Genomic DNA, 25,889 nt, shown 5'->3' on the forward strand with positions numbered 1-25,889 from the left:
GTTGCGCTCTCTGCCACGGTCGGCCCCACGGGTCGGCGGGAGCAGGCGGAAATGTCGCCACGGGTCGAAGGACAAAATTGGCAAACCCCCGCTACCGGATGGCCAGAACGGAAACGAGATAGATCCTGCACTCGTGGACTATCTCGAATTCTACTTGCTGAACTACTTCAAGCCGGCTCATCACCAGCAAAACCAGACCACCGAGCGCGGCCGCCGGGTCTTCTCCAGGATCGGCTGCGACTCCTGCCACATCGCCGATCTCACGATCGATCATCACCGCCGCGTCGCCGATGTCGAGACGGTTTATGACCCGACTCGTGGCATCTTCAACTCCCTGTTTGCCACCGCTACCCCACTGATTCGCACTGTGGACGATGGAAACGGATTGGGCGCGCTCAAGGTTCCCCTGGGAAATCCATTCCTGGTACGCGACATTTTCACCGACTTTAAACGGCACGATGTCGGTCCGGCCTTCTACGAACGCAACTGGAACGGAACCATGCAGACAATGTTCTTGACCCGGCCGCTTTGGGGAGTTGGTTCCGCGGGCCCTTACGGTCACGACGGGCGCAGCATAACCCTGGACGACGTAATCCTGCGCCATGGTGGCGAAGCCCAGGCGTCGCGCGATGCCTATGCGGCCTTGGGCGCGCAGGATTCGCAGGCCTTGATCGCTTTCATGAATTCACTGGTGTTGTTCCCGCCGGATGATACCGCGTCGAACCTTGACCCAGGCGATCCGACGAAATCCAATTTTCCGCAGTACGGCCATGGCAGCATCAAGCTCACCGTGCTGTTCAACGATTCAAGTGATCCAGAATAAGTTTGTGTCAGAATGGGTCGCGCCGGAGGATTTCGTATGCGTTCCCTTTCTCTGACCACATCCTTGGCTTCTCTCCTGATCGTCTCGGCTTTCCCCCAGGAGCGGCCTGCATGCAAAACGCCGAATCTTCCCACCATCGAGCTGGCGAAATACACCGTCGATGTCACTCCGGCTCCGCCACGCGCGGAAGCGCGAGCCGCTACCAAGGGGCGTCCTGAAATCAAGCTGGTCAATGGCAAGCCCTTCATGCGCATCACCCCGGAAATGACCGGGCAACGGATCGAAGCTCCGCAAGGAACTGCTCTCCTCATCCGCTTCAGCCAGGAGTCAGGCGCGCGCGGCTTTTCGGTCACCCCGCGCGGCGTCCTGGAAGCTCCTCGCGGTATCGTTCACCTTCCTCACGGCACCATCGGTCTGCTGCGCGCGGTCGGTCCGGGCACCGCCACCATCGCCGTGCACGGAGTTCCTCCTCGCACCAAAGCCGCTTCCATTATCGCCAGCGATCTCTCCAGCGGTTGGTCCGGCTACAAGATTTCTTCCGGAGCGCCTTTTCTCTCCGTGTCGGGCGAATGGACAGTCCCCACGGTATACGGGGATGCGGGCGATCATTCCTCCACTTGGATCGGTATCGACGGTTGGATGGACGACCACCTGATTCAGGCCGGTACCGAGCAAGACTACTCTTCCGGCGTTCTGGGAACCGGTCTTTTCGGCGGGCCCGAGTACTACGCCTGGTGGCAAAACTCCCTGGACGACGGCGAACAGCAGTTTTCTAATCCCGTGTCCCCCGGCGATCACATGATCGCGGTGATTTCGCTCAGCGGAGATCCCGCTCCCGGCTCGCCCATGACCTGGCTCATCCTTCTTATGAACGTAACCAAAAACTGGACCGCCTCCAAAAGCGTTTCCTATTCCGGCAGCTTGCAGTCGGCCGAGTGGATCGTGGAAGCGCCAGTCTCTTGCTTCCTCTGGTGGTGCTCCATCACCGATCTGGCTGATTATGGCTCCCTCAGTTTCGACATCTTTGATACGGCCAACAGCCTCTCGCCAGGATTGACGCCTTCCCAATCCATCACCATGGCTCAAGGCAACAACGTCGTTTCCATTCCCTCCGATCCGGACGGCGACAAGGACGGATTTACCGTCGCCTTCGGCTCCACCAAACCGCTTCCACCGGGACCCATCATTGTAACCACCTCGCTTCCCCAGGCATTCATGAACTTTCCCTACCAGACGCGCGTGTTCGCCGAAGGCGCTTCGGCGTTTCAGTGGTCCGCCGCCAACCTTCCTCCCTGGCTCACTTTCGACAAGAATAGCGGTGTGCTGAGCGGAACCCCTACCGCTCCCGGGCTGAACTTCTTCAGCGTTGTCGCTCGCGACGCTGCCAAACCGAACATCTCCTCCGCAATTCAGCCACTGGAAGTAACGGTACAAGCAACTCCTCCTCCTCCCGACTTCACGCTCTCGGCGAATCCCGTAGAGATTCATCTCGCCAACACGGCTAATGGCTGCGTGGGCTCGACCACCATTACTGTCAATCCGCTGTTTGGATTCACGGATGCCGTTCAGCTCAGCGCTTCTGGCCAGGGAGTCACCAGCGCCGTCTTCAGCCCCACATCCACTCACACCACCAGTCATCTGACCATACATTCCACGCTGTGCCATGCCTCTAACGATGAGCACCTGGTGAGCATCACAGGAAAATCGGGCAGCCTGACACATTCCATCGCAGCCGATCTGGTCCCCCAGTCGTTTACCGGTTGCAATACACCCCAGGCTCGCAACACGAGAATTTGCAATCCATGAATCGCGTGATGAACCAGGCCAGCATTTCCAACTTCTCAACCCTAAAAATTTCCGGCGCGACAGTCTTCTGCGTTTTGATGAGATTCAGTCGGTAGCCATGAATAACATCGAGCCCACGGGGTGGTCGCTCCTTCCTCGCCTAAGCTTTCTGGTAGTAGATCGCACCCCAGTTCGACCCCAACGTCGTTGAGATTCTCCCCCCTACGGCGTTGAGTACGCTACCGCTGATGAGGTCCTTCCACTGACCGCTATTTGGCACCGCGAATGAGACTGGTTCATCACTTTGCGAGAAGTTCAAGGCGACATAATACCTTTCGATCTGTCCGCCAGGAGCATCAGCCCAGCGATGATAGACGACGATGTTGCGGTCACGATCAATTCCAAAGCCATTTGGGTCGCGCTGGGTAACAGACTCGTCCCAGTCCGGTGGGTAGAAATTGCCGCTCCGGAGTGCGGGATGCTGCTTGCGAATCGCCATCATAGCTTGATAACGTGCGAACACCGTGGGACCCGCATCCTGCATCAACCAATTCCAATCCAGGGGACGCGCCACCACCCGGCCATCGCCTGACTCCGGCATGTCATTGTCTGCCCCGAATTCCTGCCCGTTATAGATCAGGGTAGCGCCGGGGCAAGTGAATAGTGCAATGATGTATGGCTGCGTCAGATACCAGTACGCACGACCTCCTGCTTTCAGCATGAACCTCAGGTGATCGTGGTTTTCAATGTAGATGGTGGGAACGTGATCGGCACCGAAGTCGCGTCCCGAATTGAGCATCCGCATAATGTTCGGTTGCACCTGCGGGACGCCGCGCGGCCGATTTCCAAGATAGTCCATGCTCTGGCTCCGAAAGGGATCCAGCCAACAACTCGTAGCACCGACCTTGTTTACCACGTCGACCGCAGCATAGTCCCAGCTATGTTCAAGAATCATCGCGAAGTTCCTGATCTTCTTCTGGGAGAAGTATGAGCGTAGCTCGCCGAGAAGTTTGGGTAATCCATGGCCACGGTCGTCGGCTTTGTAGAAGCCAAGGGTATTGTCGAAGCGAATCCCATCGATCTGAAACTTCTCAATCCAGTAGAGGCAGGCATCTCGGATGTACTCGAGCGTGCATTGGTTTGCATAGTCCAGATCTTTGAAGAAGGCCGCCTGCGCGAAGTTACCTACATATGGAGAGTCGGCCGGATCCTGGTATAGCCAATAGTATGGAAAGCCCCGATCGGGAGGCGTCGCGTCCGCATGGTTAAAGACACCATCCATAATCACGTGGATGTTGCGCGCATGGCATTGGTTGATGAGTCGCTTGAGATAGACCAGCTTGTCCGTTTCCGTGGTGGGGTTCAACGTGTATTTATGGGCTACCGAGAAGTACTGGACAGGGTTGTAACCCCAACTGAAATCCTTGCTCGGATCGTCTGCGTAGGTCCATGCTGTCCAGGGCATGAATTCAATGGCATTGATGCCCAGGGCTACGAGGCCGTCGAGCTTCCGCACGATTGTTTCGAGTGGTGCCTCATTCGGCCCTTTTATTTTGGCTGTGAAGTCGTCAATCATCAGCTCGTAAATGATCAAATCGCTGTATGGCAAACGCGCAGTGGCGAGTGGACTCACATTCTCAACATGGCCTCCCAGTACGAAAGCGGAGTTCTGATTCTCAGAGCCGCCATAACGGGCACACGGGTCTGTGATCAGGCGCGGTCGGCTGTCCTCGAAGTTCAGGAGATATTTGTATTCGTAAAAGCCATCGCTAAGGGGTGCACTCGTAAAGGAATACACCCATCCCTTAAGAAGACCGCTCGCCGGATCCACGTAGTCGCTTCTCACCATGCGAATCGGAGCGGACAAATCCCATTCTCGCGTGCCTGCCTTCTGAAAGCTCCCGACCACAAAGACATCCGTTAGCCGTGGTAGCCCCCCACCCTCGTACTGATAGGGTGCTCGTTCCCCATCCGGAACGAAGAGCTTGAACGTTACGGTTTTTGCTGTTTGATCTACCAAACCACCAAACTGCTCGTACACAATCGCACCGCCTCTCTCTTCGAGACACGACTCAGAGTAAATGCACGATCTGGGTTCCGTGCCGGTGACGTCCATTTGAACTGGAAGCTGCGCTAAACACCATTTCGGTTCAGCAAAGCAGTTTCCGCCATGCAAAGTGAATTTGCCTGCAACCACACCGCTTAGTTCGATTCTTACCCATGGTTTCTTACCCATGGTTTCTTACCCATGGCTTCCTAGCACAAAATTACTTGAGCCGTGTATTGTGTCTGAGTTTTGTTACGATTTGAGGAACTACCCGTTTTGCACAGGACCCCGATTCGCCGTTGCCTCGCTTGATGTCTCCAACCCACCAGCCTTTCTAGTCAGTTAGCAGATGAAGCGCCCGGCGCGATTTCATAAGTAATTCTTGCTTCACAGGCAGGGGGGATGCTTGTCACAGACAATCAATCACAACAACACCTAAACTAAAGCGCGCTTTAGTGTGAAAACCCAAGAGCGTGCCATGGCTAAGAGGTCTGGATTCGCTCGCCGCCCCCAGGTTCACATCATATTGGTACCGGGTTTCGGAGCCTTCGATGCGCTTGGGCAAGTCCAATATTATTCGGGCATAACCACTCTTTTTCGGCACTGGCGGGAACAACAAAAACGCTCTCCCGTGGTGCTCCACTATTTCGACAACTTACCCACCGCGGCAGTGTCCACACGGGCATCGCGGTTGCGGGCTTACATCGCAAAGCGCATGGCGCGTGGGGAAATTCTGGACGACGACAGCATCGTCCTGGTCGGCCACTCGACCGGTGGGCTCGACATTCGTCGGCTGATTTGTGACCTTCACAGTCCCCGCCCTGAACCGCTTTATGTCGACGGTGGGGAGAGCGTCTCGGACGAGCACATTCGCCATTGCCTGAAACGTGTGGTGTTCCTTTCCGTACCACACTGGGGCACGAACATTGCCGACTGGGTGTGCTCGCACCCGGGTTGGCGAGCTGTGATCATCGCAAAACTGCGCGCTGCTGTGACAGGTTCCCAACTCTACCTGCTCGACCAGATTGAGAGCGGCATCACGGGATGCGCCGCTTCCCTGACCAATGCCGAGATTTTTCTCGCTCTTCAGGACGCACTTACCGAGGCCAACCAAAATTACGGCAAGCCCGGCCCAACCAGGACCGCCGACGCGCTGGAAGCGGCGTCCGAACTCACCTTCTATTTTCGCCAGATGAGTACGGATTTCCACGTGATCAACGACCTCACTTCCCAGCCGCACGAGCCGACGACAAAAAGTCCGGCGCATTTCGATGATAAAGAGCGCGAAACAGAACTGGAGTTGTGGGACGACCCGCAGATCCGAGTGCTGTCGTTTGCCACCGTAGGCGGCCGCCCGTTCTGCTTCCCAGCGGGCGTGCCCGCGCCGGTTTGGGAACTCGCCAACCCGTTTTCTTATCCTGAATTTGCGAGGGACCTGAAACTGAGCGCGAAAACCGATCTGGCGTATCGCCTGGTTTACCGGGCGTGTGCGGGTGGCCCATTCCGCTGGCCACGCCTCGCGGGCAAAATTAGCCTCATGTTGGATCCCACTCCGCCCTTGCCACTCCAGATATGGGACAACGATGGCATCGTCAACACCGCTTCCATGCTCTGGCCGAGAGGTGAAATCGTGCTCGTGCCCGGCGATCACTTAGACATTGTCGGTCACTATCAACTGATCAAAGCACTACCACATCAGCACGGCGGCTCAGGCTATCAACCCGCCCGCATGTATTGGGCTTACGATACCCTCCAATCCACGCCGAGGTTCAACAGCACCTTGTTCAATAAGGTGTGGACTGAGATCTTCAATTTCTCCACGAACGTTAAGACGCTCGGCAGAAGCAGGAGGGTGCCGGCGAAGCCGCCGAAAGCGGCAGCCGTCGCTGCCTGATTCAGCTGGGGCAAACGACGGCAGTAGTGAGTTCCGTCCCCGATTCTGGCTACCGATTTCTAGTCCATTTCTGGCTTGTCGTGCCACCTTTCACCGTAATTGTGCTCATATAAACTTCTCCCTAAATTTTTGTGATACAGAAATGCTTGCTTCGAATTAGTTGGTGGGCACAAACACCGGAGCGCCCTTGTCCTTTACCAGGAACACGACGAATTTTGCCGGTTTGGTCTTGCTTGCGTTTCGCCCAACGATGTGAACATCATCGGGGCCTTCATAGAAGGTCTGACCAGGCTTCAAAGTAACTTCTTTTCCGCCTCTCACCTGCATCACGATCGTACCTTCCAGCACATAAACAAATGCACTTGCATTGTGGCGATGGATGGGATCCGCGCTGCCCGGCGGATAATCCACGGTGATCATCAGACCTTCTTTGCCAGGCAGGTTGGGCAGGTCTTTCGACATAAGGTCAGTTACCTTCGCCTCCTGTGGCAGCAGCATGCCGGACATGAGAAATACGAGTGCCAGAATTGCTTTTGTGAACTTCATAACAATCATCCCTTCCTTTGATGACGCATTTAACGCGTCGTGTGTTTGGGCGGTACTGCCACACGCGTAACAGGACAGCCCCAGACAGTGAAGAAAACTGCGCCGATCTTTAAAGTTGTAGTCGACGTACTCACAAATTCACCGTTAAGGAACTCCTTTGGTGCTCGCGCCAGTCATTCGGCGTCGGACTCCTTAGTATTTCCGCGTGTCCCTATGTACGCGGATTACGCGGCGTGGGTGCTTGCCGCCGACTGAGCGAGCCAGGTTTCGAAACGCGTCTCGCCGAGTCGTGCGTCATTGCCCGGAACTAGTGTTCTTTCGCTGATTTTCGCGCCAGAGTAAAGCGCTTTTGGATCAGCGATAATTTCGCGTGGATCGTTGAGTGATGCCAAACGCCGCCGCACCAGTTCGTCGAGGTGAAACTGTTCTGGACCTCCAATTTCGACCATGCCTTTTACCGGCGGGCCTACTGCAATTCTTGCCACGGCAGTGGCGACATCGTCTGCAGCCATTGGCTGGAAAAGCACGGGTGGCAAATGCACCTTGCCGTCGACAATAGAAACGTCGGCAAGGCCCTTGAGGAACTCAAAGAACTGCGTCGCACGCACGATGGTGTAGGGGATTGAAGATTCTCTGATCAATTTCTCCTGAGCAATTTTGGCCCGGAAGTAACCACTCTCCGACAGCCGGTCAGTTCCCACCACCGACAACGCGACGTGGTGCAGTACGCCTGCGGCTGCTCCATAGCTGAGGAGGTTTTTCGTTGAGGTCTGAAAAAAATTCATCACCGCTGCGTCTTCCCAGGAAGGAGAATTGGATACATCAACAACTACCGAGGCGCCTTTCAGCACTTCGGCCAGTCCTTCGCCAGTCAGGGTGTTGACCCCTGTGTTGGGTGCTGCGGCTACGGCTTCATGTCCATGCTCGCGCAACTTGTTGACAAGCTTTGATCCAATGAGACCGGTACCACCGATCACTACGATTTTCATAATTGTTCTCCGTCATCTTCGACCAAGGCTTTTCGGGCCCCCACTGGTCTCTTGCTATCGCTAAGACAAAATTGAGTCGCGCTTTGTGACACGAGGTTCGTTCGCTCTGAAGAAAAACACAACGGATCGCTCAGCCTGTTGACGAGTCGCAATAATGATGTTGGACGGCGAAAAGAAGTTGTTATATGCAGACCGAAATTGCTCTTTCCTTTCCCCCGGCAGGGAAGAGGGAGGGTTTGCGATCGTCGAGCCCGCCTGCACCACCATTTCGCCCCCTTGTATTGACAGTAAATTGCCCCTCGGCATAGCCTTTTCTAACTCTCAAAGGCGCCCGCCAGAGTCAGATTTGTTCCGAGGTCTTGATGGGGGGCATGCGAAATATCTGCGCATTATTGGTGGCGCTGGCAGCTTTCGCTCGCTGGACCTTCGGCTTCACTATGCCTCGCCGCATGGGATGGTTTAACTGGCTTGGCGGAGTGGGCATCCTTGCTCTCTTCTTCTCGATTGTATCTCCCGATGATGATGCGTTTCAGCAGGAACTGATTCGCCCAACGCCTCCCTCCGCAACTGTGTCTTCGCACACGAAAATTGCGCAGCGCGGGTCGCTCGTAGATTTGTCGATCAAGGCGTTTTCAGCCGCAGGTGCTCCCATCCTGGCTTTAAGAACGGGTCGCGTGGTTATTATGGATCAGCCTTTTGACCGCCTGACCCACTTCCAGGCTCCAATCTCGATCCATTCCCCGCCCCTTGCTTCATGATGTCCTTGCGATCTCAATTCCCCATCAGGTAAGTGCAATGTCCGTCCTCTGTTTGTTCGGGAGAATATCGCGCTGTAAATCCCAGACTCCACCATTCTGGTGTGCTCAGTTCCCGTGAAAAGGAGATCGAATATGGCAACGGCAGGAAAACCTTTCCCGCAAGCTCCTCCGCCCATTCGCGACGTAGAGACCGGCGAACACGACGATGGTCTTTCAGCTTTTGCCCCAGTGCGTCCGCGTCTGTTCGGCATCGCTTACCGCATGCTCGGAAGTGCGGCGGAAGCCGAGGATGTCGTGCAAGACGCATGGATGCGCTGGCAGTCCACAAATCGGAACGCGATAGAGAACCCTCCCGCATACCTGGCGACGATAACTACACGGCTGTGCATCAATCTGGCTCAGTCCGCCCACTCGCGCCGCGAAAGCTACATCGGAACTTGGCTTCCCGAACCGGTGGACACCAGCGCCGATCCCGGAATTGGCGCGGAGCGAGGTGAAGCATTGAAGCTTGCGATTCTGCTGCTCCTTGAAAAACTCTCTCCCACAGAACGCGCCGCATATGTTCTGCGCGAAGCATTCGATTACCCCTATCGCCAGATCGCGGACATCCTGCAAATGGAGGAAGCCAACGTCCGCCAACTCGTCTCCCGCGCCCGCAAACATATCGAAGATGGCCGGCGCACCTCCGTCAGTTCGAACGAGCAGCGGCGCTTTCTGGAGGCCTTTATCATTGCCGCGCAGCAGGGCGACATGGCCGCTCTGGAAGGCCTCTTCGCAGAGGATGTTGTTTCTTACTCTGATGGCGGGGGACTTGTGCGCGCTGCGGGAGTCCCAGTTACTGGTCGCAAACGTGTGGCCACCTTCATTGCCGGTGTCTCCACATGGTGCTGGAAGGGCGTGACGCTTGACTGGGTCGAGACAAATGGACAGGCGGCTGTTCTCATATTGCGCGATGGCGTTCCCATTGGGCTTACCATTGATGCCTCCGCGCAAGGCATCAATGAGATCATGTGGTTCCTGAGACCAAGCAAGCTCGCCGCGATCTCAAAGTCAGGCCAAGAAATGAGCAGCGCTGATGCGCCAGGACCGGCAGCTGCCTAGCGCACCGCCCCGATCATAGTGGCCGGTCCACTCAGTAGCCGTCCACTCACACACCTTGAACGTACAAGAATCCTTCCCGTTGTTGATTCCTGATGGAAGGGAGTTCTAGAATCACCCCACAAGACAGCATCGTCACTCCTGCTCGGTGCAGACCACTCCCCGGCTTTCAGCGCCACCCGTATCGCCAAGTTTCAATTGGTTACGACCAGAATCGTTGCTGTCACATCTTGCGCGTCCCGCATCTCCAACATGCTCTTCTCGACCAGCATTGCCGCAAGCTGTGCGGGGGTAACGCGCTTGCCATGACTCAACAAATATGCAGCTTGAGCCTTCAACGTGCGCCACACACCTTGTTTCTTAATTGGCACGAGGCGCCGAATTGTGGGGCATGAACGATTGGCGCGTTCTGTGTTTCTACGGGACATCTCTTAAGCGGCTGAGCGCGGCTTGATTTTGCCCAATGGCGCGCTCGCGGCGGCGACCCGCAAATCGTAATCCGTTTGCAGGTTCAACCAGAACTGCGGTGTCATGTCAAAGTACTTTCCCAGCCGCAAGGCGACGTCGGCGCTGATAGCCCGCTGTTCGCGGACTATTTCGTATACACCGGGGAAGTGCAGTGCCTTGGCGAGCTGGTAGGCGGTAATGCCCAGCGGCTCCATGAATTCCGTGCGCAGGATTTCGCCAGGATGGGCGGCAATCGTTCTCGCTTTCCGTCGAGCCATGCTGTGACTCTCCTCAATGGTAGTCCGTGATCTCGACCTCGTAAGCGTTGCCCTCTCGCCACTCGAAGCAGACGCGATATTGATCGTTGATGCGAATGCTGTGCTGGCCCTGCCGGTCGCCTTTCAGCCGTTCCAGACGGTTGCCGGGAGGCAGCAGCAAGTCTCCCAGCGCTCCCGCCGCGTTCAGCATCTGCAATTTCTTCAGCGCTGTCTTGTGGATACTCGCCGGGATGCGGCGGCTGCGTTCTTCCTTCCACAGCCGCTCGGTTTCAGCATCCCGGAATGTCTTGATCACGCTGGGTGGATACTATCGTGGCGCGTTACTACTGTCAAGCGTCAATAGCCAAATTGTGGGTTCGGAAGGCTTCGATAAGCTGTTCCCCTGGGTTCTGAGGGCGACTCAGGGAGCCATCCGCGTCGCGTATTTTCTGTTAGTTACGAGTAAATGCTTGGCTGTCACGGCAGAGGTCGCGAGTTCGAGTCTCGTCGTCCCCGCCATATTATGCTCACCGTGCGCGATCCGCGACACGTGCTTGGGGAGCAAATAATGCTCCGGCTTGGCAGCTTGTGGCTTTAGGGCCTGGGCATGACCCCTCACCCAGCCAATCAGTGTTCGGCGAGCGACTGATCAGACTCTGCCCCTTTACCTCTGCATCAGCAACAGAACCCCATTAGGATTGCGCAGGGTAAAGATTTCGTTGCCGCGTGTGATCTCGCGGGCCATCAGATTCAATCCCTCGCCCACACGGATCTTGGAACCCACCACCGTAATCTGGTCGCCCACCGCGAGTTTGAAGTCCTGGCTGCGCATGATGCGCGCCGCCGCCAGATGCACGTGCACCAAACCCTGGTCGGTTTTCACCACCAGGTGGCTCCCGATTTCGCCCTCACTGACCGGGCAACGATAATCCTGCAGCTCCTGCACTACTCCGCTGATGGTGGTTTCGGTCGCGGGGTTATAGGTCACTACCGTCGGCTGCGGGCGGAAACTTACGCCGAAGATCAGCAACAAAACGGCGATGACTACCACCGCCACTAACATTCCGAAAAACACGCTGAAGCTTTTCATGTCCGCCTCCCTTCCCTGGCGAGAGCCTCCGGGATCGGTTCGGACGCAAGGGACTCTGCCAGGGAACACTGGAGTCCTCGAGGTGCGCGGAAAAACCTCCTCCGCTGCACAGCTTCAGGCTATTCGCCCCCCTTACGCTTGACTGTGATTTGCGTCGCAGGCTTGTGGTCAGGGTGCTCCCCACCCTTCCAGGATTCCCAAAAGAGCTCTGTTTCCCATTGGTGACTCGTTTCACTCCCACCCGTGACCGCTCTCACACCCTTAGCTTCGCAGCCGTAGCACACTGATGATTGATCCAGCTGAGGCTTTGCCTGCTGGCGGCGGACACGTGTCCGCCTCGCAATTGTGCGAGTGCAGAACAGCTCCCCAAGGACCCGCAATGACGCTTCATCCGGCCTCGGTCAGTCCGCCGTCCGACGACAAGCGGTGGCGCATCGTGGAAGGCACTATGCGCCGCCATGGCCACCAATCCCACGCCTTGATTGAGGTCCTGCATACCGTGCAGGAAGCATTTGGATATCTGGATGATGTGGCCCTCCGCTTTGTCGCGCACAGCCTGCGGCTGCCACTTAGCAAGGTTTATGGAGTCGCCACCTTCTACCACTTTTTCACGCTGAAGCCCAAGGGCGCGCACACCTGCGTCATCTGCACCGGTACTGCCTGCTACATCAAGGGTTCCCCAGCCCTGCTTAGTGCGGTGGAACAGCAGGTGCACATTCATCCCGGAGAAACTACCGCGGACAATCAGGTTTCCTTGCTCACTGCCCGCTGTCTGGGCTCCTGCGGCCTGGCGCCGGCGGTGGTGTTCGATGGGGAAGTTGCCGGCAAGGTCATGCCGGAGCAACTGACGCAACGCGTCGAAAGGTGGATCCACCATGACGCTTGAAGAACTTCACGAGATCGCGCGCGTCGAACGCGAAAAGCAGGAACAACTGCCGCAGAAAATCCATGTGTGTACGGCGGCAGCCTGCCTGTCGCAGCGCAGCGATCAGGTCAAAGCCGGCCTGGAAGCACAGGTCAGGGAACGGGGACTCGAGAGGAGCTGCCAGGTGAAGGGCGTCGGCTGCATGGGACTGTGCGCCGCCGGTCCGCTGGTCGCGGTGGAACCAGGCGGATCGCTTTATCAAGGTGTACGGCCGCCGGACTCCGCTTCCGACATCGCCGAGATTGTCGCCGCCCTGGCCAGTGGCAGCTCCGTAGATCGTCTCCGTCTCCCGACCGATCTTCCTTTCTTCACCGCGCAACGCAAGATCGTGCTCGAAAACTCCGGGCGCATCGACCCGGAACGTATCGAAGACTACATCGCGGCCGGCGGCTATGAGGCCCTGCTTACCGCACTCACCTCGATGAAGCCCAGCGAAGTCATCGAGCAGGTAGTGAAGAGCGGCTTGCGTGGGCGCGGAGGCGCTGGTTACCCCACCGGATTGAAGTGGAGCACGGTAGCCAAGGCCCGCACACAGCGGACCAAGTATGTGATCTGCAATGCCGACGAAGGCGATCCCGGCGCATTCATGGACCGCAGCGTGCTCGAGAGCGATCCCCAGCGCGTGCTGGAAGGCATGGCCATCGGCGCGTACGCCGTGGGCGCCGATCGCGGCTACATCTACGTCCGTGCCGAATATCCGCTGGCCATCAAGCGCCTGAAGATCGCTATTCGCCAGGCCGAGCAACTGGGGCTGCTGGGCAGCAACATCTGCGATACCACTTTCAGCTTCCGCATCGACCTGCGGCTAGGGGCTGGAGCGTTTGTCTGCGGAGAGGAGACGGCGCTGATCTCCTCGGTGGAAGGCGGACGTGGCCAGCCCCGCCCTCGCCCTCCTTATCCCGCCCAGTCGGGCCTCTGGGGATGCCCAACTCTGATCAACAACGTGGAGACCTTCGCCAATATCGCTCCCATCATTAACCGCGGAGGCGAGTGGTACGCGAAGATCGGCACGGAGAAAAGCAAAGGCACCAAGGTATTCGCGCTGGCTGGCCGGGTGAAGCATACCGGATTGATCGAAGTTCCCATGGGCATGCCGTTGCGCGAGATCATCTTCCAGCTTGGGGGCGGCATTCCTGAGGGCCGCAGATTCAAGGCGGCGCAAACCGGCGGCCCTTCCGGCGGATGCGTTCCCGAGCAGTACCTGGACATGCCGGTGGATTACGAGTCGCTGGCCAGCGTGGGCTCGATCATGGGCTCGGGCGGCCTGATCGTCATGGACGACTCTTCCTGCATGGTGGATGTGGCCAAGTACTTCATGGATTTCTGCGCTACCGAGTCGTGCGGAAAATGCATCCCCTGCCGCGTCGGCACCACCCACATGCTCAATCTGCTCACCCGCATCACCACTGGCCAGGCCAGCGAGCAGGATCTGGAGTTGCTGAAGCGCCTCTCCGATGTCGTGCGCAATACCAGCCTCTGCGGCCTCGGTCAAACCGCTCCTAATCCGGTGGGCAGCACGCTGCGGTATTTCGCGGATGAATACGCCGCGCACCTCCGTGATCACCGCTGCCCGGCTGGGGTGTGTCATCCTCAACCGCCAACTTCTCAACCGGCGGAAGCAGGCCACCTCCAGCCTGCCGCCAAGCCTGCGGGGGTGGGTATATGAGCGCAACCAGAAACGCCGCTCCTCAGATCCGTACGCTCACCATCGACGGCAGGGAAGTGGGCGCCGGCGAAGACCAGACCATCCTCGAAGTAGCCCGCGAGAACGGCATCGAGGTTCCCACACTCTGTCATCTCGATGGCCTCTCTGACGTCGGCGCTTGCCGCCTCTGCCTGGTGGAAGTCAAAGGCAGCAACAAGCTCCTGCCGGCCTGCGTAACCCGCGTGCAGGAAGGCATGGAAGTCACGGTACATTCCGAGCGCCTGCGCAATTACCGGCTGATGATCCTGGAGTTGCTGTTCTCCGAACGCAACCACATCTGCTCGGTGTGCGTTTCCAATGGCCACTGCGAGCTGCAGGACTTAGCCATGAAGCTAGGGATGACCCACGTCCGCGTGCCCTATTTGAATCCGAGGCTTGCCGTGGATGCCTCCAGCCGCCGCTTCGTCGCTGATCACAACCGCTGCATCCTCTGCACTCGCTGTGTGCGCGTCTGCGATGAAATCGAAGGCGCGCACACTTGGGACCTGACCGGCCGCGGCATCGACTGTCGCGTCATTACCGATCTCAACCAGCCCTGGGGAGATTCGGAAACCTGCACCGGTTGCGGCAAATGCATTCACGTCTGCCCCACCGGAGCGCTGGCGGAGAAAGGACGCTCCGCCGGAGAGATGACCAAGCGTCAGCAATTCCTCCCCTATCTGCAGCTGATGCGGGAGGAATGGCGATGAGTAAAGTTCGTCTGGCGACGGTCTGGTTGGACGGCTGCTCCGGCTGCCACATGTCGTTCCTCGATATGGACGAGCGCCTGCTGGAGCTGGCTCCGGCGGTCGACCTCGTCTACAGCCCGCTGGTGGACAACAAGGAATTTCCTCCCGATGTGGATGTCACCCTGGTGGAAGGCGCGGTCAGCAGCGAAGAGGACCTGGAAAAAATTGAGCGCATACGCAAACGGACGCGCATTCTGGTTTCGCTCGGAGACTGTGCCGTCACCGCCAATGTTCCCGGGATGCGCAATCCCTTTCCGCTGGACTCGGTGCTGGCTCGCGGCTACACCGAGGATCACACGCTGAATCCGCAGGTGCCATCGCGGGTGGTCCCGCGGCTGCTGCTGCGTTGCCGTCCGGTGCACGAAGTGGTGGATGTGGACCTGTTCATTCCCGGATGCCCGCCGCATCGCGATCTGATCCACTTTGCCATCAGCGAGCTGATCGCCGGCCGCACCCCTGACATGAGCACGCGCTGCCGCTTCGGCGCATAGAAGGGAGCCCAGGGATAAAGATGCAAACCATAGTTATCGATCCCGTCACCCGCATCGAGGGCCACTCGAAAATAACCATCCAGCTGGATGAGCACGGAGTAGTGGAAGACGCCCACTTCCACGTCACCCAATTCCGTGGATTCGAGAAGCTGTGCGAGGGCCGGCCTTTCTACGAGATGCCTGCGCTGATGGCGCGCATTTGTGGCATCTGCCCGGTAGCGCATCTGATTGCCTCCGCCAAGGCGTGCGACGCCATTCTGGCGGTGCGCATCCCCGAGACCGCGGAGAAGCTGCGCCGCATCATGAACCTGGCGCAGGTCGTGCAATCGCATGCTCTCAGCCTTTTCATTCTTTCTGCTCCCGATTTCCTGCTGGGCATGGACTCCGATCCCGCGCGGCGCAACCTCTTTGGCGTGGCGGAGCACAGTCCCTCCGTGGCCCGTGACGGGATTCGCCTGCGCAAGTTCGGGCAGGAGATCATCGAGTTGCTGGGAGGTAAGCGCATTCATCCCGCCTGGGTGGTGCCCGGTGGAGTCAGTGAGCCGCTAAGCGTGGAGCGGCGCGACACCATTCTGCGCGAGATACCCGAGGCCCGCGAGATCATCCTGCGCAGCATTCTGTGGTTCAAGCGCCAGCTGGAAAATTTTCGCGAGGAGATTCGCACCTTCGCCAACTTTCCTTCGCTGTTCATGGCACTGGCCAAGGAAGGCGGCGGCCTGGCCCTGTACAAAGGCTGGCTGCGGATCGTGAACGCCGACGGCGACATCGTCGCCGATAACCTCGATGCTGCCCGCTACCAGGAATTTCTCGGTGAAGCCGTGGAACCCTGGTCCTATCTCAAGTCACCTTATTACAAGCCGCTGGGCTATCCCCATGGCATGTACCGCGTGGGCCCGCTGGCCCGGCTGAATATGGCCAGGCATTGCGGCACTCCCCTGGCCGATCAGGAACTGGCCGAATTCCGCGAACTGGAGCGGCGTTTCGTGCTCAGCTCCTTCTACTACCATTACGCGCGCCTGATCGAATGCCTGTTTTCAGTGGAGCGCATCGAGGAGCTGCTGCACGATCCCGAGATTCTGGGCAAGCACGTCCGCGCCTACGCCGGCCCCAACAATTACGAGGGGGTAGGCGTGGCCGAGGCTCCCCGCGGCACCCTGATTCATCATTACAAGATCGACGAAACCGGACTGGTCACCTGGGCCAACCTGTTGATCGCCACCGCCCACAACAACCTTGCCATGAATCGCGGCGTCCTGCAGGTGGCGCGCCACTACATCAAGGGACGAGTGGTCCCCGAAGGCATGCTCAATCGCGTAGAAGCCGTAATCCGCTGCTTCGATCCCTGCCTGAGCTGTTCCACCCACGCCCTGGGACAAATGCGGTTACAGATTCAACTGCTGGATGCCGATGGAACCGTTATCTCGGAGGTGATGCGCTGATGGCGCGGGTCCTGATCATTGCCTTTGGCAATCCGCTTCGTTGCGATGATGGCGTGGGCTGGATCGCCGCCGATCAATTGCGCGACCAGATTGAAGATTCCGAAATCGAAATTCTCACCTGCCACCAGCTTCAGCCCGAACTGGCCGACCGCATCGCCGAAGCTCAGCGCGTGATCTTCATCGATGCCAGTGTCGGAGACCCCCCAGGCATGCTCGAGGTGCAGAACGTCGCCTCCGTTCCGTACTCCCCGGGCAGCTTCTCGCACCAGCTCGATCCTGCGCGTTTGCTGGCCTGCTCGTGGGAACTCTACCGCCACTCTCCCGAAGCGTTCGTGATAACCGTAACCGGTGAAAACTTCGGCTACGGCACCCACCTGACTTCCACCGTCGCGGCGCTCGTGCCTTCACTGGTTGCCGGAGTGAAATCGCTGATCAACACTCCCGAGCCGCAACCTGCTGTATATTCCTACTTGCCATAGATGATGCTCTCCAATAGGGGGTACGTATGAGTCTGCGAGGCCCTCTTTCATTGATTCTGTTCTCTGCGGTCGCGTTCCAACTCAACACCCTGCAGGGGCAAGCCCAGACGACAGTTCCGGCCGACTCCTTCCGCTGTCCAGTGACAGTCCCGAATGAGAGCCAACCACCGGTCAAGAACTTTGGTGGAACAGTGACATACTCCCCCGACTACACGGGTCCGCGCGATGTTCCAACTCCAAACTCCTACGGCAATGGAAAGATCTGGACGGTGCTCTGGCCGAATGGAACCGTGATATTCCGACCAGGTGGGTCCGGTTTCATACTCGAGGATGGCTCGCTGGCCATGAAATGGCTTTGGTTTCGAGCTATAGCGGGGAGGTTGAGGATCGAAGGCAAGAGGCTTGACGCCTCGGCACCGCCCCTACGCGCGAGTATTCCCGACGGCTATCGCGGAACAGGGATTCAGGCCAGTGGCCTCATCTTTCCCACCGAGGGCTGTTGGGAGGTGACTGGCAGGGTCGCCGACGCATCTCTGACATTTGTGACCCGAGTGGTCAGGGTTGAACAAGTTAAATAGGTCACCGGGTTGAGGCAGTAGCACGTGATTGCGCACGAGGACGATACCCCTCACACCAACCCCGGATTCCTTCCCTGTCTCAGATCCCACAGCGCCGCTACCAGCGCGTCCACATCCTCGCAGGTGTTATAGAGGGCAAAAGAAACGCGAATCGTGCTTTCCAGCCCAAAGCGGCGGTGAATCGGTTGCGCGCAGTGATGTCCGGCGCGAACCGCTATGCCCCGGCGATTGAGAAAATCCCCGACTTCCTCCGTGCGGAAGCCATCCAGCACGAACGACAGGACGCCGGCCTTTTCCTTGGCCCGCCCGATGATTCGCAATCCGGGAATGCGTTCGAGCAAGTCAGTCGCGTAGATCAGAAGCTCGTGTTCGCTCCGGCTCACGTTGGCCATGCCCACGCGTTCGAGATAATCGACCGCTGCGCCAAGCCCCACGGCATCCGCAATGCTGCCTGTGCCGGCTTCGAATCGCTGCGGAGGCATGTGGTAAACCGTTTTCTCGAATGTCACATCCTGGATCATGCTGCCCCCGCCTTGCCACGGCGGTGTCGTGTCCAGCACTTCCGATTTGCCGAAAACCACGCCAATCCCGGTGGGCGCGAACATCTTGTGACCTGACAAAACGTAGAAATCGCAATTCAGCGCCTGCACGTCCACCGGCATATGCGAAACCGCCTGCGCGCCATCCACCAGCACCTTTGCCCCATGCCGGTGCGCGGAGTCGATCATCGCCTTGACCGGCGTAATCGTCCCCAGGGCGTTCGAGACCTGGGCAACCGAGACGAGCCGCGTCTTCGGCCCCAGCAGCTTTTCGTATTCCTCCAGAATCACCTGCCCGCTGTCATCCACCGGAGCCACGCGCAGGCGCGCGCCTTTCTCCGAACACAGCATCTGCCAGGGCACGATGTTGGCGTGGTGTTCCAGCCAGGTGATCACAATTTCGTCGTCCTTCTGGACGTAGCGCCTGCCCCAGCTCTGCGCCACCAGATTGATCCCTTCGGTCGTGCCCCGCACAAAGATGATTTCTCGAACTGCGGAAGCATTGAGGAAGCGCCGGATCTTTTCGCGGGCCGACTCATAGGCGTCGGTAGCGCGCGCGGCCAGCTCGTGGGCCGCCCGGTGCACGTTGGAATTCTCGTGCCGATAGAAAAAATTCAGGCGCTCGATCACGCTTTGCGGCTTCTGCGTGGTCGCGGCGTTATCCAGCCACACCAGCGGCCGCCCGTTCACACGTTCTTCAAGGATCGGAAAATCCCGCCGCAGGGCCGCGGCGTCGAACGACTGCGAAGAGAGGCTCACACCCGGAATTTGCGGTGCTTCCGCCGCCATTGGCTCAAGCACAGGCACAGTGTCCACTGATGCAAGCGGCCGAAGCTGATCGAGAAAACCGTAGGTCGCCGGGGCGCGCAGGTCTGGCGTATGCGTCACCGTGCCCGGTGCCTGCGGCGCCCAGCGGTCAGGGGCCCAATCCATTTCCTGCGGAGTTATTTTCTGTGCGAAAGCTCCGACATCAGCCTCCGACGGAGGCTCGCTCGCCGGAACCGGTCCCGGCATAGAGGGCGGGCTCGAAAACAGGGGCCGCGCTTCTTCCATGAAAGAAAACGTGGGATAAGCCGATGAGTCCACCGCACCCAGGGCGCCAGGAATCGTAGGTGACGGCGGCTGCGGAATTTCGGCCAGCTGCCCTTTCAGGATTTCGTCGTCCAGCGACCACGGAACCGCTCCGAAACCAGCTTCGCCGGGAAGGGAAGTCGGCCCTGATGCCGGCGTCTCTATCGTGCTTTGATTCTCAACCGGCGCTTCTGCGAACAACGGTCTCGCATCCTGTAAGAAGCCGAAAGCCGGCACACTCGCCAGATCAGGCGCGGGGTCGGGAGCAGGTCCTGCCAGAGGGGCCGCGCCTCCCGCAGACTGAGGAACCGGAGCGGGCATCGGTGGTACCGCGGCTGCGGCAGAACTCGACGAGCGGGCATCGGGCTGAACTTGGCCTGGAATCGGGCTACCGATTTGCCCTTCGGAAACAGGCTTTTGTGAGTATGTCGGAAGCGTTGTGCTGAAGGGTGATCTCGGCAGCCACTGCCCCCACGATCCTGAAGGAATGGCCGGCTCCACACCCGGCAAGGCCGTGAAAAATTCGCTGGCCATACGCGCCAGCTGAGCCGGATCGGGCAGACCAGCTAACGATTCTGCCTGTTTCCATTCACTGGGCCAGTTGACGTTTCCACTTGCGGCGGGCGCTCCCTTGTCGCCATTACTTGTATTCATGATAGTGTCCGACCTCGACATTATCGAGCAGCGCAATGGCGTCATCCGTAAGCACGGCCGCCGAGCAGTAGAGCGAGATCAGGTAGGAAGCGATCGACTTCGGACTGATTCCCATAAACCGCACCGAAAGACCCGGGCTCTGTTCGCCCTGCAATCCGGGTTGAAATAGCCCGATCACTCCTTGCTTTCTCTCGCCTACGCGCAGCAGCAGGATCTTGGTCTTTCCATCCCGGGCCCTGATATTCAACTTATCAGTCGGCACCAGGGGAACTCCGCGCCAGGTAAGAAATGGATTGCCGAAAAGAGTCACGGTCGGCGGAGGCACGCCACGGCGCGTGCATTCGCGTCCAAACGCTGCGATCGCTCGCGGATGCGCCAGGAAGAACGATGGCTCTTTCCACACTTTCGTCAGCAGCTCGTCCAGATCATCTGGCGTGGGCGCGCCCTTGCGGGTCGAAATCTTCTGCGCATCCGGAGTGTTGTTCAGGAAGCCGTAGTCCGCGTTATTGATCAGTTCGCTTTCCTGCTTCTCTTTCACGTTCTCGATCAGTAGGCGCAGTTGCTCGCGGACCTGGTCATACGGGGTGTTGTAAATATCAGAAATGCGCGTGTGAACGTTAAGCACCGCATTGATGCTGCTCAGCGTGTACTCGCGCGGCTTTTCCTGATAATCGACATAAGTCGTCGCCAGGGCTGACTCGTCAACATGCCCGCAAGTCACTTCGACGGCTTTGTCTTCGGCTACGCGGTTGAGCCGAAAGATTCCCGCCTCCAGCGGTTTCCAGTCCAGCAGCCGGACCAGCCAGCGGGGAGTAATGGCTCCATATTGCGGAGGGGTTTTGGTTACGTTGGCAAGTTGAAATGCGGCCTGTTCACCTAAAGATAGGCGAGTAGCGGTTTCAGGCACTATAGCGTCTCCTTTTAGGAATCGGATGCCCTGGATTGTAGTACAGGAGGTTGTGGGAAAGTAGAATCAAGAAATGATTCATCTGCCGGCTGGGAGCTCGACGGATGATTAGCAAGGGCATCGGGTCTTGTGCAGATAGCCTGTGGAAATCCCCCGAGCCCACGCCTGTTTAATACTTGCGGACCTTGCGATCCACGCGATCAGCCCAGGCATGAATCCCGCCGCTCAGATTGCGGACTCGCTTAAATCCTGCCTGGCGAAGGATCAGCACCGCTTTCGCGCCGCGCGGCCCCATCTTGCAGAGCACTACAATTTCGCGCCTGGCGTCGAGTTCATGCAGGCGCTTGGGCAGCTCGGGCAGCGGGATCAGGTGACCGCCGATGTTCGAGATCTCGTATTCGTACTCGTCGCGGACATCCAGCAGATATAGCTTCTCGCCGGCATCCAGACGGTGCTTGAGTTCTTCGGCTTCAATCTCGGGAACCATTTTGTTGGCCTCTTCTTTAGATTGTGTGTGCAGCCCTGGCGCTGCAACTTTCGTCCCAAAACAAATCCGCCGCTCGGATCATCTCCGGCGGCGGATTGAACTCTGGAAATTCTGAAATCTAGCTCATGAACCAGCCGCCGACGCCGAAGACGCACGCATGTGCATCGCGCGACAACAACAGGCGTTCAGGCAGCAAAGCTTCATAATTCCATGCAATCTATCCCCATTAGGGGAAGCTGTCAAACCGTCAGTTGAAGTAGTCAGATGGGCTATCTAGCCGTGCTGCCGAAACCTTTGGGGATCACGCCGCGCCCGCGCAGCGGGTGAAGCATCTCTGCATTTGATAGCAAGAAGGGGGTGCCCCACCCTTCTGCCCTCTTTTGGCGGAGGGTGGAACTTGAACCCGCCGGACTTCAGTTCGTCCCAATCACCGCCGCACTCTCGCCACAACCCGGCCCAACTTGTTGATTTTGAACCATTCACCACCCGTCACGGTGTGGTGTTCGCAATCCCCGTCGGAGTCCGCCCCCATGTTGTCTGGCTTTACGCATACTTCACGGCAACCTATGCAGACCTCGGCATGGCCCTTTTCGAATGGAGCGGCCCAGTCATACCTGGGCGCAACCACAATCCTCCCTTGCCGATCCGCGAATCCGTATTTTTCATTGATGACGGTGCGCACCAGTCCCTCAGAGAACTCATCAGCCCAATTGTCGATTATCGGAACGCCCTGTACGATCACCCGCCCCTTGCGGTCGACGTACATCCACCCGTGCCGGGGCTCGCCGCCGTTACGGAATACCTGCGCCAGGCCATGAGAATCGAATTCAAGCTCGCTGACATACTCCTGCGCAATGAACAGTTTTCCTTGGCCGTCTCGCAAAACGCACTTCGGAGAGTCGCTCTCACTCCCTCGGAACCAGCAGCTAGCATCGCTTTCTGGTGTCTGGATTTCGGCGCTTTGCGTATTGGCAGCCTTTGACTCAGGCTTCGCTGCTTGTCCCGAGCAGGGGGATTAGAAGCACAGGACGGCGGTCAAGGTAACTGCTATGAGGAATTCACGCACGAGATGAGCCGCTGCCTATTATGCGCTGCGATCGCTCCTCGGGTGAAGGAAGATAGGCATTCGCGAATCCCACCCTTCGCCAAACTGCGGGCGAAACGATGGGCCACCCGGTCAAAAGTGCCCTGGATTATGAGTGCAATGGGGATTTTTCGCCAACTGTAGCAGGAGCAGCCAGAAAAGCCTTCTAGCCAACCCTGAAATGAAGACGAGCAAAAAAATAACATCGTACCAGCCCGCTACCTACCAAGTGTGATGGCTAGACCGTTACCACTATCGAGGTATTTTTCCCTCCCCTGAGCGGGGCAGAAAACAACGCTTCTATATGGTGATGCAGCGTGCTCTCACACGAGGTGTGATGGATGCACGTGCAAGTGATCTGTTCCCTTCACCATTTCGGACACTTTCACGACAAGGAGATTTTGAAAATGACATCTACGCGCACCAAACCAAGCATCGTATTCTGCCACGGCCTATGGGCCGACGGCTCATGCTTCAGCAAACTGATCCCAACTCTCCAGAAAGAAGGATTTGAAGTGATCGCGTCTCAGCACGGGCTTGATTCACACGCCGGCGACGTCGACTGCGTGAAGAGAACTCTGGGGCGTGTCGGCAGCCCCGCGATCCTGGTCGGTCATTCCTACGGTGGTTCGGTCATCACCGCGGCCGGAGCTGATCCACGAGTTGCAGCGCTTGTGTACATCGCGGCGTTTGCCCCGGATGCCAACGAAACTTCACAAAGTCTGCAAGAGAAGTTTCCGGCAACCGATATTTTTTCCCATATCGAGGTTGCAGACGGGCGGGTTTGGCTGAAAAGTGATGGCGTCCCGTCCTTTGCAGGTGATCTTTCCGAGGAAGAGCAGAAGCTGATCTGGGCTACTCAGGGCGCGCCTGTAGCAGATTTGTTCCAACAAAAGGTGGAAGGTACTGCTTGGAGATCGAAGCCCAGCTGGTACATCGTAGCTACGAAGGACCGTACTATCCAGCCCGAGTTGGAGCGTTTCGTCGCGAAGCGTATGGGAGCAACAACCTTCGAGACCGATAGCAGCCACGTACCGATGTTGTCCCAGCCTGACTTCGTGTTAGATGTGATCCGAAAAGCCGCCACCGCGGTTCAAAAGAAAAAGGCAGCGTAGTGAAGGTTGCGAGCCTTTCCATTCTCGACAGACCGCCTCGCAGCGGTCTGTCTTGTCACAAAGGGACACACGGCCTTTCAAGTGATTAATATTGATAAGTCGGCTTGTCTGAATCGATCGCGGAAACTCCTAAATACCGGGCAAATCGGAACTAACTGTTGCTAACAGGCGTTTGCACAGGCTTGCGCTGTTTGTTCGCCGGGAACCGGGTCAGTGAGTGATATGACGATTTTGCAACAGTTTGCGGCGCGGTTTCCGATTCTCATTACCCTAGTGCGGTGACTCAACCAACGGTTCGGCGCAAACTTTGCTAGTACGCGGAACTTTTTAAAACGAAACCCGGTCTAAACAGACATGCACTGGTCCAGGATTCTTGTATTTATTGGGACATTCATCACTCCCACTCAATCGTCCCCGGCGGCTTCGAGGTCACGTCGTACACCACGCGGTTGATGCCCTTCACTTCATTCACCAGCCGCGTGGAAATGATCTTCAAGACCTCATACGGCAGGGGCACCCAGTCGGCAGTCATACCGTCCTCGGAGTGCACGGCGCGGATGGCGCAGGTGTAGGCGTAAGTTCGCAGGTCGCCCATCACCCCCACCGACATCACCGGCAGCAGCACCGCGAACGACTGCCAGATCTGCGAGTACAGTCCCGCGCGCTTGATCTCAGTGACCACGATGTCATCCGCCTCCTGCAGAATCGCGATCCGCTCCGGCGTGACTTCGCCCAGGATGCGCACCGCCAGCCCCGGCCCGGGAAACGGCTGCCGCTGCAGGATCTCCTCCGGCATGCCCAGGTCGCGCCCAATCCGCCGCACCTCATCCTTAAAGAGATCCTTTAAGGGTTCGATGAGCTTGAGTTGCATCTTCTCCGGCAGCCCCCCGACGTTATGGTGTGACTTGATGGTCTGCGACGGCCCCCGCACCGAGCGCGATTCGATAACGTCCGGATACAGCGTCCCCTGCACCAGCCACTCCACGTGGCCCTGCTCCTTTTCGATCTGCTGCGCTTGGTCATCGAAAACCTGGATAAATTCCCGGCCGATGATTTTGCGCTTGGCTTCGGGATCGGTTATGCCCCTGAGCCGGTCGAGAAAGCGCTGGCTGGCATCCACGGCGCGCAGGTTCAGGCCCAGCTTGTCATGAAGGTTCTGCTGCACCTTGGCGAATTCGTTTTTGCGCAGAACGCCGTTGTTGACGAACACGCACGTAAGCCGCTCTCCAATCGCGCGATCGACCAGCGTAGCGGCCACCGCCGAATCCACGCCGCCCGACAGCGCGCAAATTGCCCGCCCCTCGCCCACTTGCTGGCGGATGTTCTCCACCGCCTCCAGAATGAATTGCGCCGGCGTCCAGTTGGGCAGGGCTCCGCAGATGTCAAACACGAAGTTCTTCAGGATCTCGCGGCCGCCTGGCGTGTGATGCACTTCGGGATGAAACTGCACCGCCCACATGCGCCGATCCGCATTTTCCATCGCTGCCAGTGCATTGCTCGATCGCGCAACCTGCTTGAATCCCGGCGGCAACTCCAGCGCCTCGTCACCGTGGGACATCCACACCTGCAACTCCGATGGCAGACCTTTGAACAGCGCGGAGCCCTCCACGACCTTCACTTCGGCATGCCCATATTCGCGCTTGGCCGCGGGACTGACCTTGCCGCCCAGCTTGTGCGTCATGAGCTGAAACCCATAGCAGACGCCGAGCACGGGCTTGCCGAATTTGAGCACGCGGTCGTCCATTGGCGGCGCATCGGCCTCGTAAACCGAACTCGGCCCGCCCGACAGGATGATTCCCACCGGCGCGTAGCTGCAGATTTCTTCCAAACTGGCCGTGCAGGGCAGAACAACAGAAAACACATTCAGCTCGCGGATGCGCCGCGCGATCAGTTGCGTGTACTGCGAGCCGAAGTCGAGGACAACAATGGATTGTGGTGCTTGCACGTTTCAAT

Annotated in this window: 24 protein-coding genes; 12 read left to right on the plus strand and 12 right to left on the minus strand. The window is 58.1% G+C overall.

Going from position 1 to position 25,889, the window contains the following annotated elements:
* Nucleotides 1–133 precede the first annotated feature (133 nt).
* On the plus strand, nucleotides 134–823 hold the full coding sequence (locus VEG30_14880; protein HXZ81210.1) for a di-heme oxidoredictase family protein: 690 nt from the start codon (nucleotides 134–136) through the stop codon (nucleotides 821–823).
* A gap of 36 nt (nucleotides 824–859) precedes the next feature.
* Complete coding sequence (locus VEG30_14885) at nucleotides 860–2,629, plus strand: G1 family glutamic endopeptidase (GenBank protein ID HXZ81211.1); 1,770 nt, start codon at nucleotides 860–862, stop codon at nucleotides 2,627–2,629.
* A gap of 139 nt (nucleotides 2,630–2,768) precedes the next feature.
* Here the strand turns inward: VEG30_14885 and VEG30_14890 are convergent, their stop codons facing one another.
* A complete protein-coding gene (locus VEG30_14890; protein HXZ81212.1) occupies nucleotides 2,769–4,844 on the minus strand; it encodes an alpha-amylase family glycosyl hydrolase in 2,076 nt (691 codons plus the stop codon).
* 289 nt (nucleotides 4,845–5,133) lie between these two features.
* On the opposite strand from VEG30_14890, the gene VEG30_14895 reads away from it, so the two are divergent.
* A complete protein-coding gene (locus VEG30_14895; GenBank protein ID HXZ81213.1) occupies nucleotides 5,134–6,549 on the plus strand; it encodes a hypothetical protein in 1,416 nt (471 codons plus the stop codon).
* A gap of 156 nt (nucleotides 6,550–6,705) precedes the next feature.
* Here VEG30_14895 and VEG30_14900 read toward each other — a convergent pair whose 3' ends face one another.
* Both VEG30_14900 and VEG30_14905 read right to left on the minus strand, forming a co-directional pair.
* A complete protein-coding gene (locus tag VEG30_14900; protein ID HXZ81214.1) occupies nucleotides 6,706–7,095 on the minus strand; it encodes a cupin domain-containing protein in 390 nt (129 codons plus the stop codon).
* A 224-nt stretch (nucleotides 7,096–7,319) separates the two neighbouring features.
* Nucleotides 7,320–8,084, minus strand: coding sequence for an SDR family oxidoreductase (locus VEG30_14905; GenBank protein HXZ81215.1), 765 nt, complete (start codon nucleotides 8,082–8,084; stop codon nucleotides 7,320–7,322).
* Nucleotides 8,085–8,455: 371 nt separating this feature from the next.
* On the opposite strand from VEG30_14905, the gene VEG30_14910 reads away from it, so the two are divergent.
* Together VEG30_14910 and VEG30_14915 are read left to right on the plus strand one after the other, a co-directional pair.
* Nucleotides 8,456–8,842 carry a hypothetical protein gene (locus VEG30_14910; protein ID HXZ81216.1) on the plus strand — a complete coding sequence of 129 codons (387 nt, stop codon included), beginning with the start codon at nucleotides 8,456–8,458 and terminating at the stop codon, nucleotides 8,840–8,842.
* A gap of 132 nt (nucleotides 8,843–8,974) precedes the next feature.
* On the plus strand, nucleotides 8,975–9,943 hold the full coding sequence (locus VEG30_14915) for an RNA polymerase sigma-70 factor (protein HXZ81217.1): 969 nt from the start codon (nucleotides 8,975–8,977) through the stop codon (nucleotides 9,941–9,943).
* Between the two features lie 191 nt (nucleotides 9,944–10,134).
* On the opposite strand, the gene VEG30_14920 is transcribed toward VEG30_14915, so the two are convergent.
* From VEG30_14920 to VEG30_14935, 4 genes are all read right to left on the minus strand, one after another.
* A complete protein-coding gene (locus VEG30_14920; GenBank protein HXZ81218.1) occupies nucleotides 10,135–10,311 on the minus strand; it encodes a hypothetical protein in 177 nt (58 codons plus the stop codon).
* Nucleotides 10,312–10,371: 60 nt separating this feature from the next.
* The gene (locus tag VEG30_14925; protein ID HXZ81219.1) at nucleotides 10,372–10,665 is read right to left on the minus strand and encodes a HigA family addiction module antitoxin; all 294 of its coding nucleotides are present in this window, start codon (nucleotides 10,663–10,665) and stop codon (nucleotides 10,372–10,374) included.
* Nucleotides 10,666–10,678: 13 nt separating this feature from the next.
* Entirely contained in the window at nucleotides 10,679–10,960 is a 282-nt protein-coding gene (locus tag VEG30_14930) for a type II toxin-antitoxin system RelE/ParE family toxin (protein ID HXZ81220.1), read from the minus strand.
* Between the two features lie 348 nt (nucleotides 10,961–11,308).
* Entirely contained in the window at nucleotides 11,309–11,734 is a 426-nt protein-coding gene (locus tag VEG30_14935; GenBank protein ID HXZ81221.1) for a hypothetical protein, read from the minus strand.
* Nucleotides 11,735–12,113: 379 nt separating this feature from the next.
* Between VEG30_14935 and hoxE the strand changes: the two genes are divergently transcribed.
* From hoxE to VEG30_14965, 6 genes are read left to right on the plus strand one after another with little or no spacing between them, the layout of a single operon-like run.
* Nucleotides 12,114–12,620 carry a bidirectional hydrogenase complex protein HoxE gene (gene hoxE / locus VEG30_14940; protein ID HXZ81222.1) on the plus strand — a complete coding sequence of 169 codons (507 nt, stop codon included), beginning with the start codon at nucleotides 12,114–12,116 and terminating at the stop codon, nucleotides 12,618–12,620.
* The gene (locus VEG30_14945) at nucleotides 12,610–14,325 is read left to right on the plus strand and encodes a NuoF family protein (protein HXZ81223.1); all 1,716 of its coding nucleotides are present in this window, start codon (nucleotides 12,610–12,612) and stop codon (nucleotides 14,323–14,325) included. Before hoxE ends, VEG30_14945 begins: the two co-directional genes overlap by 11 nt.
* On the plus strand, nucleotides 14,322–15,053 hold the full coding sequence (gene hoxU / locus VEG30_14950; GenBank protein ID HXZ81224.1) for a bidirectional hydrogenase complex protein HoxU: 732 nt from the start codon (nucleotides 14,322–14,324) through the stop codon (nucleotides 15,051–15,053). The genes VEG30_14945 and hoxU overlap by 4 nt, the downstream gene beginning before the upstream one ends.
* Nucleotides 15,050–15,583 carry a hypothetical protein gene (locus VEG30_14955; protein HXZ81225.1) on the plus strand — a complete coding sequence of 178 codons (534 nt, stop codon included), beginning with the start codon at nucleotides 15,050–15,052 and terminating at the stop codon, nucleotides 15,581–15,583. Before hoxU ends, VEG30_14955 begins: the two co-directional genes overlap by 4 nt.
* 20 nt (nucleotides 15,584–15,603) lie before the next feature.
* On the plus strand, nucleotides 15,604–17,022 hold the full coding sequence (locus VEG30_14960) for a Ni/Fe hydrogenase subunit alpha (GenBank protein HXZ81226.1): 1,419 nt from the start codon (nucleotides 15,604–15,606) through the stop codon (nucleotides 17,020–17,022).
* The gene (locus tag VEG30_14965) at nucleotides 17,022–17,501 is read left to right on the plus strand and encodes a hydrogenase maturation protease (GenBank protein HXZ81227.1); all 480 of its coding nucleotides are present in this window, start codon (nucleotides 17,022–17,024) and stop codon (nucleotides 17,499–17,501) included. Before VEG30_14960 ends, VEG30_14965 begins: the two co-directional genes overlap by 1 nt.
* 628 nt (nucleotides 17,502–18,129) lie before the next feature.
* On the opposite strand, the gene VEG30_14970 is transcribed toward VEG30_14965, so the two are convergent.
* The 4 genes from VEG30_14970 to VEG30_14985 all read right to left on the minus strand — a co-directional run bounded on the left by VEG30_14970 (nucleotide 18,130) and on the right by VEG30_14985 (nucleotide 22,620).
* Entirely contained in the window at nucleotides 18,130–20,343 is a 2,214-nt protein-coding gene (locus VEG30_14970) for a family 2A encapsulin nanocompartment cargo protein cysteine desulfurase (GenBank protein ID HXZ81228.1), read from the minus strand.
* Complete coding sequence (locus VEG30_14975) at nucleotides 20,330–21,250, minus strand: family 2A encapsulin nanocompartment shell protein (GenBank protein HXZ81229.1); 921 nt, start codon at nucleotides 21,248–21,250, stop codon at nucleotides 20,330–20,332. The genes VEG30_14970 and VEG30_14975 overlap by 14 nt, the downstream gene beginning before the upstream one ends.
* A gap of 169 nt (nucleotides 21,251–21,419) precedes the next feature.
* Nucleotides 21,420–21,737 carry a rhodanese-like domain-containing protein gene (locus tag VEG30_14980; GenBank protein HXZ81230.1) on the minus strand — a complete coding sequence of 106 codons (318 nt, stop codon included), beginning with the start codon at nucleotides 21,735–21,737 and terminating at the stop codon, nucleotides 21,420–21,422.
* A 427-nt stretch (nucleotides 21,738–22,164) separates the two neighbouring features.
* Nucleotides 22,165–22,620 (minus strand): WG repeat-containing protein, encoded by a 456-nt coding sequence (locus tag VEG30_14985; GenBank protein ID HXZ81231.1) that lies wholly within the window; start codon nucleotides 22,618–22,620, stop codon nucleotides 22,165–22,167.
* Between the two features lie 542 nt (nucleotides 22,621–23,162).
* On the opposite strand from VEG30_14985, the gene VEG30_14990 reads away from it, so the two are divergent.
* Nucleotides 23,163–23,936, plus strand: coding sequence for an alpha/beta hydrolase (locus tag VEG30_14990; protein HXZ81232.1), 774 nt, complete (start codon nucleotides 23,163–23,165; stop codon nucleotides 23,934–23,936).
* Nucleotides 23,937–24,330: 394 nt separating this feature from the next.
* On the opposite strand, the gene guaA is transcribed toward VEG30_14990, so the two are convergent.
* Entirely contained in the window at nucleotides 24,331–25,881 is a 1,551-nt protein-coding gene (gene guaA, locus VEG30_14995) for a glutamine-hydrolyzing GMP synthase (GenBank protein HXZ81233.1), read from the minus strand.
* Nucleotides 25,882–25,889: the final 8 nt, after the last annotated feature.

The organism is Terriglobales bacterium (assembly GCA_035624455.1).
Taxonomy (GTDB): Bacteria; Acidobacteriota; Terriglobia; order Terriglobales; family Acidobacteriaceae; genus DASPRM01.

Excerpts from the sequence above, each read along its gene's own strand:
- VEG30_14910 (HXZ81216.1), top strand. The coding sequence starts at position 8,456 with ATGCGAAATATCTGCGCATTATTGGTGGCGCTGGCAGCTTTCGCTCGC.
- VEG30_14885 (HXZ81211.1), top strand. The coding sequence starts at position 860 with ATGCGTTCCCTTTCTCTGACCACATCCTTGGCTTCTCTCCTGATCGTC.
- VEG30_14935 (HXZ81221.1), bottom strand. The coding sequence starts at position 11,734 with ATGAAAAGCTTCAGCGTGTTTTTCGGAATGTTAGTGGCGGTGGTAGTC.
- VEG30_14955 (HXZ81225.1), top strand. The coding sequence starts at position 15,050 with ATGAGTAAAGTTCGTCTGGCGACGGTCTGGTTGGACGGCTGCTCCGGC.
- VEG30_14895 (HXZ81213.1), top strand. The coding sequence starts at position 5,134 with ATGGCTAAGAGGTCTGGATTCGCTCGCCGCCCCCAGGTTCACATCATA.
- VEG30_14890 (HXZ81212.1), bottom strand. The coding sequence starts at position 4,844 with ATGGGTAAGAAACCATGGGTAAGAATCGAACTAAGCGGTGTGGTTGCA.
- VEG30_14965 (HXZ81227.1), top strand. The coding sequence starts at position 17,022 with ATGGCGCGGGTCCTGATCATTGCCTTTGGCAATCCGCTTCGTTGCGAT.
- VEG30_14990 (HXZ81232.1), top strand. The coding sequence starts at position 23,163 with ATGCACGTGCAAGTGATCTGTTCCCTTCACCATTTCGGACACTTTCAC.
- VEG30_14915 (HXZ81217.1), top strand. The coding sequence starts at position 8,975 with ATGGCAACGGCAGGAAAACCTTTCCCGCAAGCTCCTCCGCCCATTCGC.
- VEG30_14925 (HXZ81219.1), bottom strand. The coding sequence starts at position 10,665 with ATGGCTCGACGGAAAGCGAGAACGATTGCCGCCCATCCTGGCGAAATC.
- VEG30_14970 (HXZ81228.1), bottom strand. The coding sequence starts at position 20,343 with ATGAATACAAGTAATGGCGACAAGGGAGCGCCCGCCGCAAGTGGAAAC.
- VEG30_14960 (HXZ81226.1), top strand. The coding sequence starts at position 15,604 with ATGCAAACCATAGTTATCGATCCCGTCACCCGCATCGAGGGCCACTCG.
- hoxE (HXZ81222.1), top strand. The coding sequence starts at position 12,114 with ATGACGCTTCATCCGGCCTCGGTCAGTCCGCCGTCCGACGACAAGCGG.
- VEG30_14900 (HXZ81214.1), bottom strand. The coding sequence starts at position 7,095 with ATGAAGTTCACAAAAGCAATTCTGGCACTCGTATTTCTCATGTCCGGC.
- VEG30_14945 (HXZ81223.1), top strand. The coding sequence starts at position 12,610 with ATGACGCTTGAAGAACTTCACGAGATCGCGCGCGTCGAACGCGAAAAG.
- VEG30_14905 (HXZ81215.1), bottom strand. The coding sequence starts at position 8,084 with ATGAAAATCGTAGTGATCGGTGGTACCGGTCTCATTGGATCAAAGCTT.
- hoxU (HXZ81224.1), top strand. The coding sequence starts at position 14,322 with ATGAGCGCAACCAGAAACGCCGCTCCTCAGATCCGTACGCTCACCATC.
- VEG30_14980 (HXZ81230.1), bottom strand. The coding sequence starts at position 21,737 with ATGGTTCCCGAGATTGAAGCCGAAGAACTCAAGCACCGTCTGGATGCC.